Below are 15,866 nucleotides of genomic sequence, written 5' to 3'. Positions count from 1 at the left end.
TCACGCGGCTGCCGTACCCAGCCGGTCAGGGGCGCATGCCAAACCTTCTGGCGGCGCGCTCGCGCTGGCGGGTGGACCGAAGCCTGCGCAGCCTCTTGACCAGCATGGGGTCCTGCTCAAGAGCCTCCGGCCGGTCGATCAGCTCGCTGAGCAGCTGGTAGTAGCGCGTGGCGGAGAAACCGAAGCTCTCCTTGATGGCCTGCTCCTTCGCGCCCGCGTAGCGCCACCATTGGCGCTCGAAGGCGAGGAGCTCGATGTCGCGTTCTGAGAGCGGTTGTCGGGACGGTTCCTGGGCAGCATTGTCACCGCTGAGCGGTGCTCCCATGGTGTCCTCCTCGAAAGGGGCGAGTGACGGTCACGTCGCTCGCACGCGGCCCGAGGCCAATCGTAATGTGCCGAGTGCGGCTGTTCACGGCGGATTGAGGGACGTACAGTCACCAAATGTGACCTCAGTCATCACGCTCCTCACGGACTACGGCCTCGAAGACGGTTACGTGGCGGCCTGTCATGGCGTGATCGCCGGCATCGCTCCCGAGGCCCGCGTGATCGACGTGTGCCACCTGATCCCCTCGGGCGACGTACGGCGCGGGGCGGCGGTCCTGGCCCAGACCATCCCCTACCTGCCGCTGGGCATCCACATCGGCGCGGTCGATCCGGGTGCGGGCGGCGCCAGGCGGGCGGTGGCCGTCGAGGCGGGCGGCCGGGTGTTCATCGGCCCCGACAACGGGGTGCTGTCGTGGGCGGTGCACGCCAGCGGCGGCGCGGTGGCGGCGTACGAGATCAGCAACTCCGCGCACTTCCTGCATCCGGTCTCGCCGACCTTCCATGGGCGCGACGTGTTCGCGCCGGTCGCGGGGCGGCTGTTCGGCGGGCTGCCTCCGGCGGCCCTGGGACCCGAGGTGCCGCTGTCCCGGCTGGTCTCGCTGCCCGAGCCGACCTCGCAGCTGCGCGAGGGCTCGGTGGAGGGCGAGGTGGTCTCGGTCGACCGTTACGGCAACACGCAGCTGTCGATCGCGGCCGGCGACCTTCAGGCGCTGGGCGTGCGCGTGGGCGACACGCTGGGGGTGTGGCTGGGGCGGCGGCAGCTCGCGCTTCCCTTCCGTGAGACGTACGCGGCGGTGCCGCCGGGGGAACTGGTGGCGTTCGCGGACTCGGCCGGGCTGATCGCCATCGCGATCAACTGTGGTGACGCGGCCCAGCGGCTGGGGCTCCCGCCTGGGGCACATGTCCGACTTTCGCCCACTCCGTAGGCGGAAAGCCATAGATCGGAATTACTCCGCGTATCGGTCTGTTTACCGAAGCGTCGGAATGACCGAACGCTCTCGTGTCAGAATGCGGAACAGATCGGAGGTCCCTCCCCTCCCGTTCGAGGTTGACATGTTCCACTTGTCCCTTGTGCTGTTGTCCATCATGGCCGCGGTCTGGCCCTCACCGGCCCCGACCGTCTCAGAGCGCTGGCACGCGTGGCCGGTCGCCCGGGTCTTCCCCGACTCGGTGCCCGGCTCCAGCCCTTCGGGGGCGCGGGTCACGTACGTGCTGGCCGGAGTCGCCCCCGAGGCGCCCTGCCGGCGCGCCTTCCAGCCGGCCGCGGTGGGTCCGGGGTGCCGGACGGCGTTACGCGCCACGTACGCGGACAGCACCGGCACCTTCGTCGTCACCGTCGGCATCGCCGTCCTCGACAGCCGGCCGCCCACCCAGGCCCTCGCTCCCGCCACCGATCCGGGAGCCGGCCTCACGGACGGATCCGGTCTCACAGATGAATCCGCAGACGGTCTCACGGACGGGTCCGCAGACGGTTTCACGGCCGGTTTCGCGGCAGGCACAGCGCCCGACCCCGAAGCCGTATTCGTGGCAGGCCCGACAGCCGGTCTCGGGACCGTTTCCGTGGCAGCCCCGACGGCGGGTCTCGGGGCCGTCTTCGCCGATGCCGGGCGGCCCGCCACCGTGCGGCCCGTGGCCTTCCCCGGCGGAGCGGCCGAGGGGTTCGGCGATCGGCAGTACTTCACCGGCGTGGTGGTCGACTCCGACGAGCGTTATGTGGTGGCGACGGCCGCCGGATACGCCGACGGGCGGGCGTACCGACCGGGCGACGGCGCCTTGGTCCGGCTGCGGCACGCGGCGCGGCAACTGGCGACGGTCCTGCACCAGGCACTGACCCGATGAGGCGGCTCATCGTCCCGACGCTGGTGGCCGGCCTGACGGCCGTCATCGCCGTCCCCGGCACCGCCGCCCACGCCACCGACACCACCCGCACCACCTGCACCACGGACAAAGCGGACACGGCAGACGCGGCGTACGCGACCGGCGCCGCCGACGCAGCGGGCGTCACCGACGTGGCGGACGATGTCGGTGATCTGGGGGAGGCTGCGCGGGCCGGGCAGTGGCAGCTCGGCACACTGCGGTTGCCCGAGGCGTGGCGGGTGAGCAAGGGCGCGGGCGTGGTGGTGGCCGTACTGGACACCGGTGTGAACGCGAACCACCCCGACCTGCGCGACGCCGTCATCCAGGGCCCCGACCTGACCGGCACCGGCGACGTGCCCTGGGGCCCGCACGGCACCGCCATGGCCAGCCTGATCGCGGGGCGCGGGCACGGTGACGGCAGCGGGATCATGGGCGTCGCCCCCGCCGCCAAGGTGCTGTCCGTACGGGTGACGCTGGAGAACGGCGACCCGAGGCGCGGCAGGCAGCTCTCCGGCTGGCGTGACGCGCTGGCCAAGGGCATCCGGTACGCGGCCGACCACGGCGCCGACGTCATCAGCATGTCGCTCGGCGGCGGCAGCGGCGCGTGGGAGGGGTACGCGGCGGAGGAGGAGGCCGTCCAGCACGCGATCAGCAAGGGAGCGGTGCTGGTGGCCTCGTCGGGCAACGACGGCGCCGCCGCCAACAGGAAGAACTTCCCCGCCGCCTATCCGGGGGTGATCGCGGTGGGCGCGGTCGACCGGCGGATGAGGGTGGCCCGGTTCTCCAACAAGCAGGACTACGTGTCGGTGGTGGCGCCGGGCACGCAGATCGTCACGGCCGACGCGGGCACCTCGTACGTGGTCGGCGACGGCACCAGCTCGGCCGCCGCCATGGTCGCGGGCATCGCGGCGCTGATCAGGTCGGCGCATCCCGGCATGTCGCCCTACCACGTGCGCCGGGCCATCGAGCTGGGCACCGGGCGGCAGCCGTCGGGCGGCTACAGCCCCGCCTACGGGCACGGCGTGGTCGACGCGCTGCTCGCCCTGCGGATGGCGGACCGGCTGGCGGTGCCGGTCACGGCCCTGGCCGGTCCCGGGCCGTACTTCGGCGACGGGCCCGTGCCGGCCACCAGGGTGCCGGTGGTGGGCGGCATGCTGCTGCTGATGGTGGTGATGTCGGCGCGGGTGGTGCTGCGGCGCAGGACCCGGCGGAGGGATATAACCTAGCAAGCGCTTGTGTGATACTCCGGCTATGACGTACGCGATCGACGGCTGGTTCGCCATCGAGGAAGCGGGCGTCCGCCTGCTGGGCACCCGGTGCCCGGCCTGCGGAGCGGTGTGCTTCCCGCCACGGCACGGCTCGTGCCCCGACCCCCGGTGCGCGGGCACGGAGATGGAGGTGTTCGGGCTGCCGCGGCGCGGACGCGTCTGGTCGTACACGAACGCCTGCTACCCGCCGCCGGCGCCGTACGTGGCCGCGCAGCCGTATGAGCCGGTGACGCTGGCCGCGGTCGAGCTCGACGACGTCGGGATCGTGGTGCTGGGGCAGGTCAAGGGCCTGACCGTGGACGAGCTCACGGTGGGCATGGAACTGGAGCTGACCTCGGGACCGCTGGCCGACGGCCCGCTCGTGTGGATGTGGGGGCGAACGTCATGAGCGTGGTCGTGATGGGCACCGGGATGCACCCGTGGGGCAAGTGGGGCCGCCCCTTCCTCGACTACGGCGTCGCCGCCGCCCGCGAGGCGCTCAAGGACGCCGGCCTGGCTTGGACCGATGTGCAGTTCGTGGTCGGCGCGGACACCATCAGGAACGGCTACCCGGGCTTCGTCTCCGGCGCCTCCTACGCCAAGGCGCTGGGCTGGTCGGGCGCCAGGGTCGCCTCCTGCTACGCGGCCTGCGCGTCGGGGGCCCAGGCGCTGGACATCGCGCGCACCAGGATCCTGGCGGGGCTGTGCGACGTCGCCCTCGTGGTCGGGGCGGACGCGACCCCGAAGGGCTTCTTCAAGCCGGTGGGCGGCGACCGCCCCGACGACCCCGACTGGCTGCGCTTCCGCCTCCTCGGCGCCACGAACCCGGCCTACTTCGCCCTCTACGCCCGCCGCCGGATGGCCGTGCACGGCTCGACGCCGGAGGACTTCGCCGCCGTCAAGGTCAAGAACGCGCTGGCGGGCTCGCTCAACCCGCTGGCCCGCTACCGCGAGCGGGTCACCGCCGAGCAGGTGCTGGCCTCGCCCATGGTGGCCGACCCGCTGCACCTCATGGACATCTGCGCCACCTCGGACGGCGGCGCGGCGGTGGTCCTGGCCTCGGAACGGTACGCCCGCCGCCACGGCGGCACCCGGGTCCGCCTGGCCGCCGTCTCCACGGTCACGCCCACCTTCCCGAACACGGTGCTGGAGCTGCCGGACTTCGCCACGGACTCCCGCGTCACCGACCCCCCGCCCGGCCACCTGCCCTTCAGGGCGGCGATAGCGCACGCGGCCTACGAGGAGGCGGGCCTGGGCCCGCAGGACGTGTCGCTGGCCGAGGTCTACGACCTGTCCACGGCGCTGGAGCTGGACTGGATGGAGGACGTCGGCCTCTGCCCGCCCGGCGAGGCCGACAAGCTGCTCCGCGACGGGCAGACCGCGCTGGGCGGCCGCATCCCGGTCAACCCGTCGGGCGGGCTGGCCTCGTTCGGCGAGGCGATCCCGGCCCAGGCCATCGCCCAGCTCTGCGAGCTGACGGCGCAACTGAGCGGCCGGGCGGGTGCGCGCCAGGTGGAGAACGCCCGCGTGGGCCTGGCCGCCAACCAGGGCCTGTTCGGCCACGGCTCAGCGATCATCGCCACCCGCTGAGCCGGGCCCCCGGACCCAGAAAGCAGGTCAGGCTTTGGACCACGTCACGGGGCCCACAGAGCGCCGTGACGGCGCTCTGCCACTGACGGGTTCAGCCAGCGTCTCCCTGGAGGGCCATCAGCCACGTGCGGCGTCTGGGGCTACCCGGCACCGCCGTAACAGATGGGCCCTCCAGAAAGACGGCAAGAAATCACCCCACATGCACCACATCATGGGTTTCGGCGAAATGGCAGGCGCTTTCGTGCGCCGTGCCCGGCCGGATCTGCAGCAGCGGCTCCTCCTCGGCGCAGATCTCCTGCGCCTTCCAGCACCGCGTCCGGAACCGGCACCCGCTCGGCGGGTTGGCCGGCGACGGCGGGTCGCCCTGGAGGATGATCCGCTCCCGCTGCTCCCGGCCCTCGGGGTCGGGCACCGGCACCGCCGACAGCAGCGCCTGCGTGTACGGATGCGCGGGCCGGTCGTAGATCTCCGTGTCCTTGCCGAGCTCCACGAACTTGCCCAGGTACATCACCCCGACCCGGTCGGAGATGTGGCGCACCACCGACAGGTCGTGGGCGATGAAGATGTAGGCCAGGTTGAACTCGTTCTGCAGCCGTTCGAGCAGGTTGATGACCTGCGCCTGGATCGACACGTCGAGCGCGGAGACCGGCTCGTCGCAGACGATGATCTCCGGCTGGAGCGCCAGCCCACGGGCGATGCCGATGCGCTGCCGCTGTCCGCCGGAGAACTGGTGCGGGTAGCGGTTGATGTGGTCGGGGTTGAGTCCGACCACCTCCAGCAGCTCCTGCACCTTCGTGCGCCGGTCGCCCTTGGGGGCGACCTCCGTGTGGATCTCGTACGGCTCGCCGATGATGTCGCCGACGGTCATCCGGGGGTTCAGCGAGGTGTACGGGTCCTGCATCACCATCTGGATGTTGCGCCGCATGCGCTTGAGCTCGCCGCCCCTGGCCTTGGCGATGTCCCGGCCGTTGATCTTGACCGAGCCCGAGGTGGGCCGCTCCAGCGCCATCAGCACCTTGGCGAGGGTGGACTTGCCGCAGCCCGACTCGCCCACGATGCCCAGCGTCTCGCCCCTGTTCAGGTCGAACGAGACGCCGTCGACGGCCTTGATCGCGCCGATCTGCTTCTTGAAGAGGATGCCCTGCGTCAGCGGGAAGTGCTTGACCAGGTCGCGCACCTCAAGGATGCGCTCACTGTCGCTCGCCATCGAGGACCTCCCTCCAGTAGTGGCAGGCGCTGCTGCGCACGCCGCTGATCTCGTAGAGCGGGGGGGCTTCGGTCACGCAGTTGTCCTGCCGGTACGGGCACCGCGGGTTGAACGAGCAGCCCGGCGGCAGGTCCAGCAGGTTGGGCGGCAGGCCCTTGATCGCGTACAGTTCCTGGCCCTTGAGGTCGACCCTGGGGATCGAGTCCAGCAGGCCCTTCGTGTACGGGTGCGCGGGCGACTTGTAGATGTCGTACACGGGGGCGTTCTCCACGATGCGCCCCGCGTACATGACCGCGATCTTGTCGGCCACGTCGGCCACGACGCCGAGGTCGTGGGTGATGAGGATCAGGCCCATCTGGCTCTCGCGCTGCAGCTCGGCCAGCAGTTCCATGATCTGCGCCTGGACGGTCACGTCCAGCGCCGTGGTCGGCTCGTCCGCGATCAGCACCTCGGGGTCCAGCGCGATCGACATGGCGATCATGATGCGCTGGCGCATGCCCCCGGAGAACTGGTGCGGGTAGTCGTGCACGCGCTGCTTGGCGGCCGGGATGCGGACCCGGTCCATCAGCTCGACGGCCTTCTTCATGCCGTCGGCCTTGGACATGCCCCGGTGCACCCGGAACATCTCGCTGATCTGCCAGCCCACGGTGAAGACCGGGTTGAGGGCGGAGAGCGCGTCCTGGAAGATCATCGCGATCCGCTGCCCGCGCACCTGCGTGCGGGCGTCCTCCGACAGTTTGAGCAGGTCGGTGCCCCTGAAGCGGATCTCCCCCTTGGGGATGACCGCCGGTGGCATGTCGAGAATGCCCATGATGGCCTGAGCCGTCACGGACTTGCCCGACCCCGACTCGCCCAGCACGGCGAGAGTCTCGCCCGCGCCGACCGTGTAGCTCACGCCGTTGACCGCGCGCACGACGCCCGCGCGGGTGTGGAACTCCACGTGCAGGTTGTCGACGGCGAGCAGCGGCCCGTCGCCCGGCCCTCCCTCGGCGGGCAACGCGTCCGGAGTCGTCTTCGTCACTTTGATCCTCCCTCCTACCTGAGCTTCGGATCGAGCGCGTCGCGCACGGCGTCGCCCATCATGATGAACGCCAGCACGGTGACGCACAGGAACACGGCCGGGAAGATCAGCGGCAGCGGCGCCTCCAGGAACCTGTTGCGCGCGTCGGCGATCATCAGGCCCCAGGAGATGTCCGGCGACTGCACGCCGACGCCCAGGAAGGACAGCGCGGCCTCGGCCGCGATGAATCCGCCCAGGTTGATCGTGGCCACGACGATGACCGGAGCCACCGAGTTGGGCAGCAGGTGACGGAACATGATCCGGCCCGCTCCCGCGCCCAGTGCCCTGGCCGCGACCACGAAGTCCTGGCTCTTCGCCGTGATCACGGCCGCCCGCATGATGCGGTACGTCATCGGCCAGCCCAGCACCGCCAGCGCGATGATGACCAGCATGATGCTGTTGGCCCGGCCGCGGAACGTGGCCGCGATCAGCAGGGCGCCCAGGATCGGGGGGATGGCGAAGAAGATCTCGGTGAGCCGCGAGGAGACCGTGTCGACCACGCCGCTCTTGTAGCCGGCGATGATGCCGAGCAGCCCGCCCACGAGCGTGGTGATGATCGTGGTCAGCACGCCGATCACGATGGAGTTGCGGGCCCCGTAGATCGTCCTGGAGTAGACGTCGCAGCCGAGGCTGTCCCGTCCGAACAGGTGGCCCGCGCTGGGCGTCTGCCGCGCCGTGGACAGGTCGCACGTCCTGGCGTTGAACGGGTCGACCGAGGTGAACAGCTGCGGCCAGAACGACATGACCAGCAGGATCAGGATGATGATCACCGACAGGATGAACATCGGCCGGCGCCTGAGGTCGTACCAGGCGTCGGTCCACAGGCTCGCGGGCTTGCCGCCCTTGGCCTGCTTGTGCTTTCCCTGGCGTGGCGGCGCGGGGGCGGTCACCGTGTCCGAGACCATGGTCTGCGTCTCCGGGAGTCCCGGCCCGACCGGCGGGGTTGGGTCACTCATAGCGGATCCTCGGGTCTAGCACGGCGTACAACAAGTCGACGACCAGGTTGGCCAGGATGTAGACCAGCACCAGTACGGTGACGATACCGACGACGACGGGTTGTTCGCGCAGGTACACCGACGTGAAGAGCTGGTTCCCGATCCCCTGGAGATTGAAGATCGTCTCGGTGATGACCGCGCCGCCCATCAGGTTGCCGAGGTCGGCTCCCAGATAGGTGACCAGCGGGATCAGCGCGTTGCGCAGCCCGTGCCTGCCGATGACCCGGCGTCTGGACAGGCCCTTGGCCGTGGCCGTGCGGATGTAGTCCGCCCTCAGCGTCTCCGCCAGGCTCGTCCTGGTGAGCCTGGTCAGGTACGCGATGGACGTCCCCGCGAGCACGAAGCCGGGCAGCAGGTAGCTGCGCCAGCCCGCGAACGTGCCCGCCACGGGGAAGATGTCCGCTCCGGTCCACTGCTTGAGTTTGACACCCAGCAGGAGCTGCAGCACGAAACCGGTCACCAGCGTGGGCACCGAGATCAGCAGCAGCGTGGAGGCGAGGATCATGGTGTCGGTGGCCTTGCCGCGGCGCAGCGCCGCCCACAGGCCCAGGCCGACGCCGATGACGGCCTCCATGACCAGCGCGGTCAGCGCGAGGTTCAGCGTGATCTGGAACTTGCCGGCCATGATCTGGGACACCGGGATGTCGGCGAAGTTCACGCCGAAGTCACCACGGAAGAGAACGCCGCTGATGTAGTACCAGTACTGCAGCAGCAGCGGATCGTTGAGATGGTACTGCTCGCGCAGCACCTCGGCGATCGCGGCGTCCGGACGCTTGTCCCCGAACAGTGCCGCGATGGGGTCTCCGGGCAGTGCGAAGACGATGCAGAAGATAAGTAGCGTGGCGCCGAGCAGGACGGGTATCGCCTGGATCAGTCGCCTAATGACATATCGGCCCATTCAAGCCCTCCGGTACACACTTGGAGGCAGCCCCCAGAGTCCGTGGTTTACCCGGCTCGAGTGGCTGCCTCCAAGCTCAGCCATCCGACGGGTGGACGGCGGGAGCCGCCGCCCACCCCGCGAATGACGTCAAGCCTTCTCTACGTCGGCCCAGTTGATCTGGTTGAGCAGGTTGAGCTTGACGTTCTTGACCTTCGTCGAGTGCCCGAAGTTGCTCCGGTAGAAGTAGACCGGGATGTAGGGGAGGTCCTTGAGCAGGATGTCATCGGCCTGCTGGTAGAACTTCAGCCCTTCGGCCGCGTCGGTGGCCTGGTCGCCCTTGGCCACCAGGTCGTCGAAGTCCTTGTTGGAGTAACCGCCGTAGTTGGAGCCGGTGCCGATGGCGCCGGTGCCGAAGATCGGGGTCAGGTAGTTCTCGGCCGCCGGGTAGTCGATCGCCCAGCCCATCCGGAACAGGCCCTTGTACTCCTTGGCGTCCAGGGCGTCCAGGATGCCCTGGAACTTCTCGAACGGCTTCGGAGTGACCTCGATGCCCAGGTTGGCGCGCAGGTTGTTGGCGACGGCCTCGATCCACTCCTTGTGGCCGCCGTCGTTGTTGTAGCCGAGCTCGATGGTCTTCGGACCGCCGGCGGCCTCGTACAGCTTCTTGGCCTCGGCCGGGTTGTACGTGCACGCCTCGCACGCGCCCTGGCGGTAGCCGGGGATGGCCGGGTTGATGAAGTCGTCGGCGGGCGAACGGGTGCCGGAGAAGACCGTGTCGGTGATCGTCTTCCGGTCGATCGCCATCGAGATGGCCTTGCGGACGTCGACGTTCTCGAAGTCCTTGTTGTACTTCAGCGGGGTGCCGATGTAGCCGATCGACGCGTCGGGCTCGTCGAAGTAGCGGTCACCGAGCACCTGCTTGGCCGTCGAGATGGCCGTGGCCGGCAGGGAGTCGTGGATGTCGAGGTTCTCGGCCTGGAGGTCGTTCCAGGCGGTCTCCGAGCTGGTGTAGACCTTGAACTGGAGCTTGGTCCAGCCCGTGGGCTTCTTCCCGGGGAACTTGTCGTAGACCGACAGCTCGATGGTCGGGTCGGTGCCCTTCTTGTAGGGCTTGTCCAGCTTGAACAGACCCTGGCCGATCGGCTGCTCGCCGTAGGCCTGGGTCACCTTGCCATCGGGGCCGATGGCCGACTTGGGCATGGGGTAGAAGGCGGTGTAGCCCAGCATCGTCTTGAACTGGGAGAACGGCGCCGTGAGGGTGACCTCGAGCGTGGTGTCGTCGACGACCTTGAGACCCTTCATCTCCTTGGCCGCCGGCGTCTTGCCCTCACCCGGGTGCACGTCCTCGTAACCGGCGACGCGACCGAAGAAGTAGGACGAGCTCATGGCGTTGTCCTGGAGGGCGGCGAAGTTCCACGCGCGCGCGTAGTCCGCGGCGGTGACCGGCGTGCCGTCGTGCCACGTGTAGCCGGACTTCAGCTTGATCGTCCAGACCTTGCTGTCCGTCGTGGTGATCGACTCGGCGGCCTCTTCGACCGGCTGCTTGTTCTCGTCGTAACGCACAAGCGGCGAGAACACGGCGGCGAGGACCTCAGAGCCCTCGGTCTCGGTCGTGTTCTGGGGGTTCAGGAGCTCCTGGGGCTCACCGATCTCCATGCGGACCGGCGTCTCCCCGCCGCCCGCGGCAGTGCCGCCGCTGTCCGAGGCACCGCCGCCACACGCGGCAACCGCGAGGGCGAGCAGCGCGGTACCGGCGACGATCCGTGCGCCCTTAGTAACACGCATGGTGAAAGAATTCCTCCCTCTACAGGTGGGCGCCAAGCGCTGAGCTGCGGTGATCCGGAGCAGCCTGACGGGGGGTTCCTGGTATCCCCCCGGATTTGGCTGACATGGTCAAACCAGCCGACGCCCTGCCAGTCGATCGCGACTATCCCTTACTACTTGCCACCAGGGAGTCTCTGGCGCATTGCAGTTCGGTCACACGTGTGCCTATCCACCGTCACGGGCATTCCGCCCAAAGACGTACAAACAGCGCAAACAACCATAGAGGGTAGAGCCCGGACGTGAACAGTCGATGAAAAATACCCCCTACATGACAGTGGTCGCGCCCTTGCCACCACACCCCGGTTCACTGGGCTACGGTTGAGCAGGTCTTGACGACGCCTTGGAACCCGGCGTCGGCAAGCTCCGTCCAACAGACTGTCGCCGACCCGCGCGACAGGCACCCCACCGACCGGGATCCAATAGAGTCCTTGCCATGAGCCAGCCGGAATCCGCTGTAGCGGACGCCCAGGCGGGCGGCCGAAGCGGGCAGGAGCCGCTGGCCAAGCTCGCCAAGAGATACGGGCTTCGTCGTGCCATCGCACGGCCGAGGTTTCCTGTCTACCTGCGCCAGCTGTGGCAGCGGCGTCATTTCATCCTGACGTACGCGACCTCACGCAACGTCACGAAATACTCCAACTCCGCGCTGGGCCAGCTGTGGCAGGTGCTGACGCCCCTGCTCAACGCCGCCATCTACTTCCTGATGTTCGGCCTCATCCTGGGCGGCAACAAGAACATCGACAACTACCCGGCCTTCCTGCTGACCGGGATGTTCATCTTCACCTTCACGCAGCGCACGGTCACCGCGGGCGCGAAGTCGATCTCCGGCAACCTGTCCATGATCAGGGCGCTGCACTTCCCCAGGGCGTCGCTGCCGCTGGCCTACACGATCCAGGAGCTGCAGCAACTGGCCATCTCCATGGGCGTGCTGCTCACGCTCGTGGTCGCCACCCAGGAATGGCCCACGTGGTTCTGGCTCATGATCCCCGTGGTGCTGCTGCTGCAGACGATGTTCAACATCGGCGCCGGCCTGGTGGTCGCCCGGCTCGGCGCCACGATGCGCGACCTCAACCAGTTGTTGCCGTTCATCACCCGCACGTGGCTCTACGCCTCGGGCGTCTTCTTCTCGATCCAGGACAAGGTCGTCGACGCCGCGCAGCTGCCCCAGTGGGTGGCCAACGTGATGTATCTCAACCCGGCGGCCTCCTTCATCGAGTGGATGCGCGAGATCCTCATCGCCTCCCACAACCCGCAGTACGGTCACCACCCGCCCCCGATGGTGTGGATGTCTTGCGTATTCTGGGCGGTGTTCGCACTCGGCTTCGGCTTCTGGTTCTTCTGGCGGTCCGAGGAGAGGTACGGGCGTGGCTGAACTGACCAAGGAGCTGTCACAGGTGAAGGGCGACAAGCCCGCCGTCCCCGGCAAGGATGTGAGAGTGCATCCCAACCCGGAGCCTCCGGGCAAGCGGCCCCTCGACGTACCCACGGGCACTCCCACCGTCATCGTCGACGACCTCCACATCGTCTACCGCGTCTACGGCGCCGCCTCGGACAACGAGAAGGGCAACGCGGTCAACGCCCTCACGCGCATCCTGAAGCGCCAGGGGCGGCCGCAGATGAAAGAGGTCCACGCGGTCAAGGGCGTGACCTTCGTGGCCTATCACGGCGACGCCATCGGCATCGTGGGCCGCAACGGCTCGGGCAAGTCCACGCTGCTGCGCGCCATCGCGGGCCTGCTGCCGCCGCACGAGGGCGCCGTCTACACCGACGGCCAGCCCTCGCTGCTCGGCGTCAACGCGGCCCTCATGCGCGAGCTGACCGGGGAGCGCAACATCGTCCTCGGCTGTTACGCCATGGGCATGACGCCCGCCGAGGTCAGGGAGAAATACCAGGAGATCGTCGACTTCTCCGGCATCGACGAGTTCGTCCAGCTGCCCATGTCGACCTACTCCTCCGGCATGGGCGCGCGGCTCCGCTTCGCCATCTCCTCGGCCAAGACCCACGACGTCCTGCTCATCGACGAGGCCCTGGCCACCGGCGACCGCGAGTTCCGCAAGAAGAGCGAGGAACGCATCCGCCAGATCCGCGAGTCGGCCGGCACCGTCTTCCTCGTCGCCCACGACCTGCGCGTCATCGAAGAGACCTGCAACCGGGTCATCTGGCTGCACAAGGGCAAGATCAAAATGGACGGCGACCCGAAAGAGGTCATCGCCGCCTACAACAAGGGCTGATCGATCATCTGATCACGTGCTGCTCGCCGCCGCGGCGCCGGTCGCTGCTGCGCCGCTGATCGTTGCCACGTCGCTGGTCGCTGCTTTGAGCTGCGCCGCCCTGATCGGCGGCGCTTCAAGCCCCAACCCCTCCATCCTTTACGGCACCGCCACGGCAGGCCACCCGCCGCACTCCGGCTGAGGGCCCTCCAGGAAACGCCCGCTGAACCCTTCAGTGGCGCGCCACCGTTACGCGAGCCCACGTTCCCCTCCTCCGTGGCCAGGATTTCGATCTCGTGTGCGAAACTCCCGCGACCCACGGGACAAAAGACTGACACCGAGCCTGCCGTTCCGATAGAATTCGAACGTCAATTCGATCCTAGGAACGGTGATGGAGTGGGGGCTCGCGATGGCAGAGCTTTCGGCCGCGATTGACCACCTGGCCACCGAGGACGTGTCCGAGATCCCGAGAATGCAGCTCGCCGAGCAGCTTCTCGAGCTGCACTGGCAGATGGCCCGCCTGCAGGCCCAGATAGCCCGCCGCACAGGCGTCCGCCTCCCCTGACCGCCCGAGCCCGCCTTCAGACCTGCCGCGCCCGCGTTCAGAGCCACCACAACGCCCGAAGACCGCCCCGGCCACCCCGGGGGCTGGCCGACCACCACTCACGCCTTCCAGAGCCACCACAGCCTCCCCGAACCCACACCCGAGTCGGCGATACGACAGGCTGCGCGGGGGCCAGGGGTTTTGCGCCTCAGAGGGTCAAGTGGGCGCGCGTATCGGCGGCCGGCCACGTGGCGGTCAGCGGGCGTATTCCTGGAGGCCACCGGCCACGTGCGGCGGGTAGCGGTCAGCTCGGCTCCGCCGTAAAAGAGAGAAAGGCCACTCCACGCCGGTGGGGAGAAGCCGGTGGGGAGAAGCCGGTGGGGAGAAGCCGGTGGGGAGAAGCCGACGGAGAGACCCCCCGGACATGGAAATCGCCGCCAACCACAAAGGGTTGGCGGGGGGGTGGGGCGGCGCCGCTGCCCTGCAGTAGCGGCGCCCGCGCCCTGGCCGTGGGCGCGTCCGCCCAGGCCCGTGGTGAGGCGGCCCGCGACTGCGGGAGCCTCGCAACCGTCGCGCGTCAGTGTCCCGGGCGCCCGGCACCTCTCTGGGAGCCCGGCGACCTGCCGCGTCAGTGTGGCAGCATCCCGATGCGGGACCCGCCGTCATGGAACAGCTGGGGCACGTGAGCGGGCCGCCAGGTCGCCGGCGGGTCCGGTGCCCGGGCGTCGGCACCTAGGACGCCCGCGAACCGTACTGCCGGCACCGGGCCGGCCTCGCTCATCAGTGCCTCCGTCGCGGTCCTAGTCGCGAACCCAGCGGTCCCGCACCGAGCTCGTCAGCGCGTCGGTGGTCCAGCCGAGGGCAGTGATGACGTCGCTGTAGGAGCCGGCGGCCCTGGTCCCGCGGGCCTGGGCGAAGCTCGCGCCCTCCTCGACGAGCGGGGCGAGGTCGTCCATGGCGGCGGCCTGGGAGGTCGCGGGCAGCGCCTCGACGACCGGCGCCATCTCGCCGGGCGCGACGTGCCCGATCATCGGGGCCAGCCCGCCGCTCGCGGCGTTCGGCAGGGCGCGCTGGGCGGCCTGGCCGACACCGCCGAGGACGAGGTCGGCCGACAGGGACTGGAAGCCCTTGGCGGTGCCGGCCATGACGTTGCCGCTGTCGGAGGCCGGCAGCAGGCTGGTGGTGTGCAGCTGGGTCACCGCGCCCCCCGTGGGCGACCCGAGCAGGCCGTTGATCGCGCTCTGCGTGGACGTGCCGGTGGTCGCGGCCTCGCCGCGCCCCTGCTTGCCCGCCTTGACCGAGGGCGTCGCCGGCTGCGCCATGCGGGCCGCGCCCGACAGGACGGGCAGCGAGCCGGTGAGGCTGCTGCCGGTGGTGAGCGGGAAACCGCCGACGATGGGCGACAGCTCGGGCAGCGGGCCACCGTCCTGGGTGACGTCCTCGAAGCCGTTCGCCGAGATGCCCTGCTCCGCCTGGTTCTCGGCGGCGGCGTCGAGCTCCGCCTCGGTCATCTGCGAGGCCGGCTTGGCGGCGGACTTGGCCTTGAGGCCATCCAGCAGGCCGCCCAGCAGACCCTTGCCGGCCAGGCCGCTCAGGAGGCCGCCCAGCGGGCTGCCGGCTGCGGCGGTGCCCGCCCCCTGGCTGTCGATGGGAGCGTACCTGGCGATGCTGTATTGAACTTCGGCCTGCGCGGGCACGGCCATCGCCGCCGCGGCCAGACCGAATGCTGTGACGGCCATGGCCGTCTTGACTACTCGATTCATGATTGCCTTCCCGGCTCGTGATCGATCGCTCTCGAATGCGGTGGAAATGCGAATCGATAACCCCCGTATGCCGTGGCGTGCGCGCTATGGGCACCACACGAAGCGTGCCGCTACGGCTGAGCTACGCCAGCAGTTCTATCACTCGCATTGATCGGCCGCAGGCGCATGAATCCCCATGTAGGAGGGGTTTGCAGGCCGGTTACCGAGTAAAGGGGGAGCGTTGAGCGGAGAGACAAAACGGGAAATAGGAGGGCCTTGTTTCGATATTGTGCGCACGCGCGTGAACGCGCGCGTGCGCACGGAGGAGACCCCCTGCCGGCCCGCGAACAAAGGGTCGCGAAAAAAGTCGCGGGCCGGTGGTGCGATTC

16 protein-coding genes are annotated in these 15,866 nt (G+C 69.1%); 9 read left to right on the top strand and 7 right to left on the bottom strand.

The window, feature by feature from the left end; all coding sequences use genetic code 11:
* Positions 1 to 25: 25 nt before the first annotated feature.
* On the bottom strand, positions 26 to 325 hold the full coding sequence (locus ABFX54_RS36325) for a DUF3263 domain-containing protein (RefSeq protein WP_346111251.1): 300 nt from the start codon (positions 323 to 325) through the stop codon (positions 26 to 28).
* 118 nt (positions 326 to 443) lie between these two features.
* Here ABFX54_RS36325 and ABFX54_RS36320 point away from each other — a divergent pair, with 118 nt between their 5' ends.
* The 5 genes from ABFX54_RS36320 to ABFX54_RS36300 all read left to right on the top strand — a co-directional run bounded on the left by ABFX54_RS36320 (position 444) and on the right by ABFX54_RS36300 (position 5,018).
* A complete protein-coding gene (locus ABFX54_RS36320; RefSeq protein WP_346111250.1) occupies positions 444 to 1,250 on the top strand; it encodes an SAM hydrolase/SAM-dependent halogenase family protein in 807 nt (268 codons plus the stop codon).
* Between the two features lie 145 nt (positions 1,251 to 1,395).
* On the top strand, positions 1,396 to 2,163 hold the full coding sequence (locus ABFX54_RS36315; RefSeq protein ID WP_346111249.1) for a hypothetical protein: 768 nt from the start codon (positions 1,396 to 1,398) through the stop codon (positions 2,161 to 2,163).
* The gene (locus ABFX54_RS36310) at positions 2,160 to 3,407 is read left to right on the top strand and encodes a S8 family serine peptidase (RefSeq protein WP_346111247.1); all 1,248 of its coding nucleotides are present in this window, start codon (positions 2,160 to 2,162) and stop codon (positions 3,405 to 3,407) included. Before ABFX54_RS36315 ends, ABFX54_RS36310 begins: the two co-directional genes overlap by 4 nt.
* Before the next feature lie 25 nt (positions 3,408 to 3,432).
* Positions 3,433 to 3,837 (top strand): Zn-ribbon domain-containing OB-fold protein, encoded by a 405-nt coding sequence (locus ABFX54_RS36305; protein WP_346111246.1) that lies wholly within the window; start codon positions 3,433 to 3,435, stop codon positions 3,835 to 3,837.
* Positions 3,834 to 5,018: a lipid-transfer protein gene (locus tag ABFX54_RS36300; protein WP_346111245.1), complete on the top strand. Its 1,185-nt coding sequence runs from the start codon at positions 3,834 to 3,836 to the stop codon at positions 5,016 to 5,018. Before ABFX54_RS36305 ends, ABFX54_RS36300 begins: the two co-directional genes overlap by 4 nt.
* Before the next feature lie 190 nt (positions 5,019 to 5,208).
* On the opposite strand, the gene ABFX54_RS36295 is transcribed toward ABFX54_RS36300, so the two are convergent.
* From ABFX54_RS36295 to ABFX54_RS36275, 5 genes are all read right to left on the bottom strand, one after another.
* Positions 5,209 to 6,225, bottom strand: coding sequence for an ABC transporter ATP-binding protein (locus ABFX54_RS36295; protein WP_346111244.1), 1,017 nt, complete (start codon positions 6,223 to 6,225; stop codon positions 5,209 to 5,211).
* The gene (locus ABFX54_RS36290; protein WP_346111243.1) at positions 6,209 to 7,246 is read right to left on the bottom strand and encodes an ABC transporter ATP-binding protein; all 1,038 of its coding nucleotides are present in this window, start codon (positions 7,244 to 7,246) and stop codon (positions 6,209 to 6,211) included. Before ABFX54_RS36290 ends, ABFX54_RS36295 begins: the two co-directional genes overlap by 17 nt.
* Before the next feature lie 14 nt (positions 7,247 to 7,260).
* The gene (locus ABFX54_RS36285) at positions 7,261 to 8,241 is read right to left on the bottom strand and encodes an ABC transporter permease (protein WP_346111242.1); all 981 of its coding nucleotides are present in this window, start codon (positions 8,239 to 8,241) and stop codon (positions 7,261 to 7,263) included.
* Positions 8,234 to 9,178: an ABC transporter permease gene (locus tag ABFX54_RS36280; RefSeq protein WP_346111240.1), complete on the bottom strand. Its 945-nt coding sequence runs from the start codon at positions 9,176 to 9,178 to the stop codon at positions 8,234 to 8,236. The genes ABFX54_RS36285 and ABFX54_RS36280 overlap by 8 nt, the downstream gene beginning before the upstream one ends.
* A 129-nt stretch (positions 9,179 to 9,307) precedes the next feature.
* Positions 9,308 to 10,945 (bottom strand): peptide ABC transporter substrate-binding protein, encoded by a 1,638-nt coding sequence (locus ABFX54_RS36275; RefSeq protein WP_346111238.1) that lies wholly within the window; start codon positions 10,943 to 10,945, stop codon positions 9,308 to 9,310.
* 472 nt (positions 10,946 to 11,417) lie between these two features.
* Between ABFX54_RS36275 and ABFX54_RS36270 the strand changes: the two genes are divergently transcribed.
* The 4 genes from ABFX54_RS36270 (at position 11,418) to ABFX54_RS36255 (ending at position 13,756) form a co-directional block, all read left to right on the top strand.
* On the top strand, positions 11,418 to 12,353 hold the full coding sequence (locus ABFX54_RS36270) for an ABC transporter permease (protein ID WP_346111237.1): 936 nt from the start codon (positions 11,418 to 11,420) through the stop codon (positions 12,351 to 12,353).
* Entirely contained in the window at positions 12,346 to 13,212 is an 867-nt protein-coding gene (locus ABFX54_RS36265) for an ABC transporter ATP-binding protein (RefSeq protein WP_346111236.1), read from the top strand. Before ABFX54_RS36270 ends, ABFX54_RS36265 begins: the two co-directional genes overlap by 8 nt.
* Before the next feature lie 16 nt (positions 13,213 to 13,228).
* Entirely contained in the window at positions 13,229 to 13,393 is a 165-nt protein-coding gene (locus ABFX54_RS36260) for a hypothetical protein (protein ID WP_346111235.1), read from the top strand.
* 207 nt (positions 13,394 to 13,600) lie between these two features.
* Positions 13,601 to 13,756: a hypothetical protein gene (locus ABFX54_RS36255; RefSeq protein ID WP_346111233.1), complete on the top strand. Its 156-nt coding sequence runs from the start codon at positions 13,601 to 13,603 to the stop codon at positions 13,754 to 13,756.
* Positions 13,757 to 14,535: 779 nt separating this feature from the next.
* On the opposite strand, the gene ABFX54_RS36250 is transcribed toward ABFX54_RS36255, so the two are convergent.
* Positions 14,536 to 15,498, bottom strand: coding sequence for a hypothetical protein (locus ABFX54_RS36250; protein ID WP_346111232.1), 963 nt, complete (start codon positions 15,496 to 15,498; stop codon positions 14,536 to 14,538).
* Positions 15,499 to 15,866 lie beyond the last annotated feature (368 nt).

It is taken from the genome of Nonomuraea maheshkhaliensis (assembly GCF_039529435.1).
Classification (GTDB): Bacteria; Actinomycetota; Actinomycetes; order Streptosporangiales; family Streptosporangiaceae; genus Nonomuraea; species Nonomuraea maheshkhaliensis.
The sequence above is the reverse complement of the archived record's forward strand: the minus strand, read 5'-3'. Positions and strand labels throughout refer to the sequence as shown.

Coding starts and splice junctions, on each gene's coding strand:
- ABFX54_RS36325 (WP_346111251.1), bottom strand. CDS start 325: ATGGGAGCACCGCTCAGCGGTGACAATGCTGCCCAGGAACCGTCCCGA.
- ABFX54_RS36310 (WP_346111247.1), top strand. CDS start 2,160: ATGAGGCGGCTCATCGTCCCGACGCTGGTGGCCGGCCTGACGGCCGTC.
- ABFX54_RS36305 (WP_346111246.1), top strand. CDS start 3,433: ATGACGTACGCGATCGACGGCTGGTTCGCCATCGAGGAAGCGGGCGTC.
- ABFX54_RS36300 (WP_346111245.1), top strand. CDS start 3,834: ATGAGCGTGGTCGTGATGGGCACCGGGATGCACCCGTGGGGCAAGTGG.
- ABFX54_RS36295 (WP_346111244.1), bottom strand. CDS start 6,225: ATGGCGAGCGACAGTGAGCGCATCCTTGAGGTGCGCGACCTGGTCAAG.
- ABFX54_RS36285 (WP_346111242.1), bottom strand. CDS start 8,241: ATGAGTGACCCAACCCCGCCGGTCGGGCCGGGACTCCCGGAGACGCAG.
- ABFX54_RS36280 (WP_346111240.1), bottom strand. CDS start 9,178: ATGGGCCGATATGTCATTAGGCGACTGATCCAGGCGATACCCGTCCTG.
- ABFX54_RS36275 (WP_346111238.1), bottom strand. CDS start 10,945: ATGCGTGTTACTAAGGGCGCACGGATCGTCGCCGGTACCGCGCTGCTC.
- ABFX54_RS36270 (WP_346111237.1), top strand. CDS start 11,418: ATGAGCCAGCCGGAATCCGCTGTAGCGGACGCCCAGGCGGGCGGCCGA.
- ABFX54_RS36255 (WP_346111233.1), top strand. CDS start 13,601: ATGGCAGAGCTTTCGGCCGCGATTGACCACCTGGCCACCGAGGACGTG.
- ABFX54_RS36250 (WP_346111232.1), bottom strand. CDS start 15,498: ATGAATCGAGTAGTCAAGACGGCCATGGCCGTCACAGCATTCGGTCTG.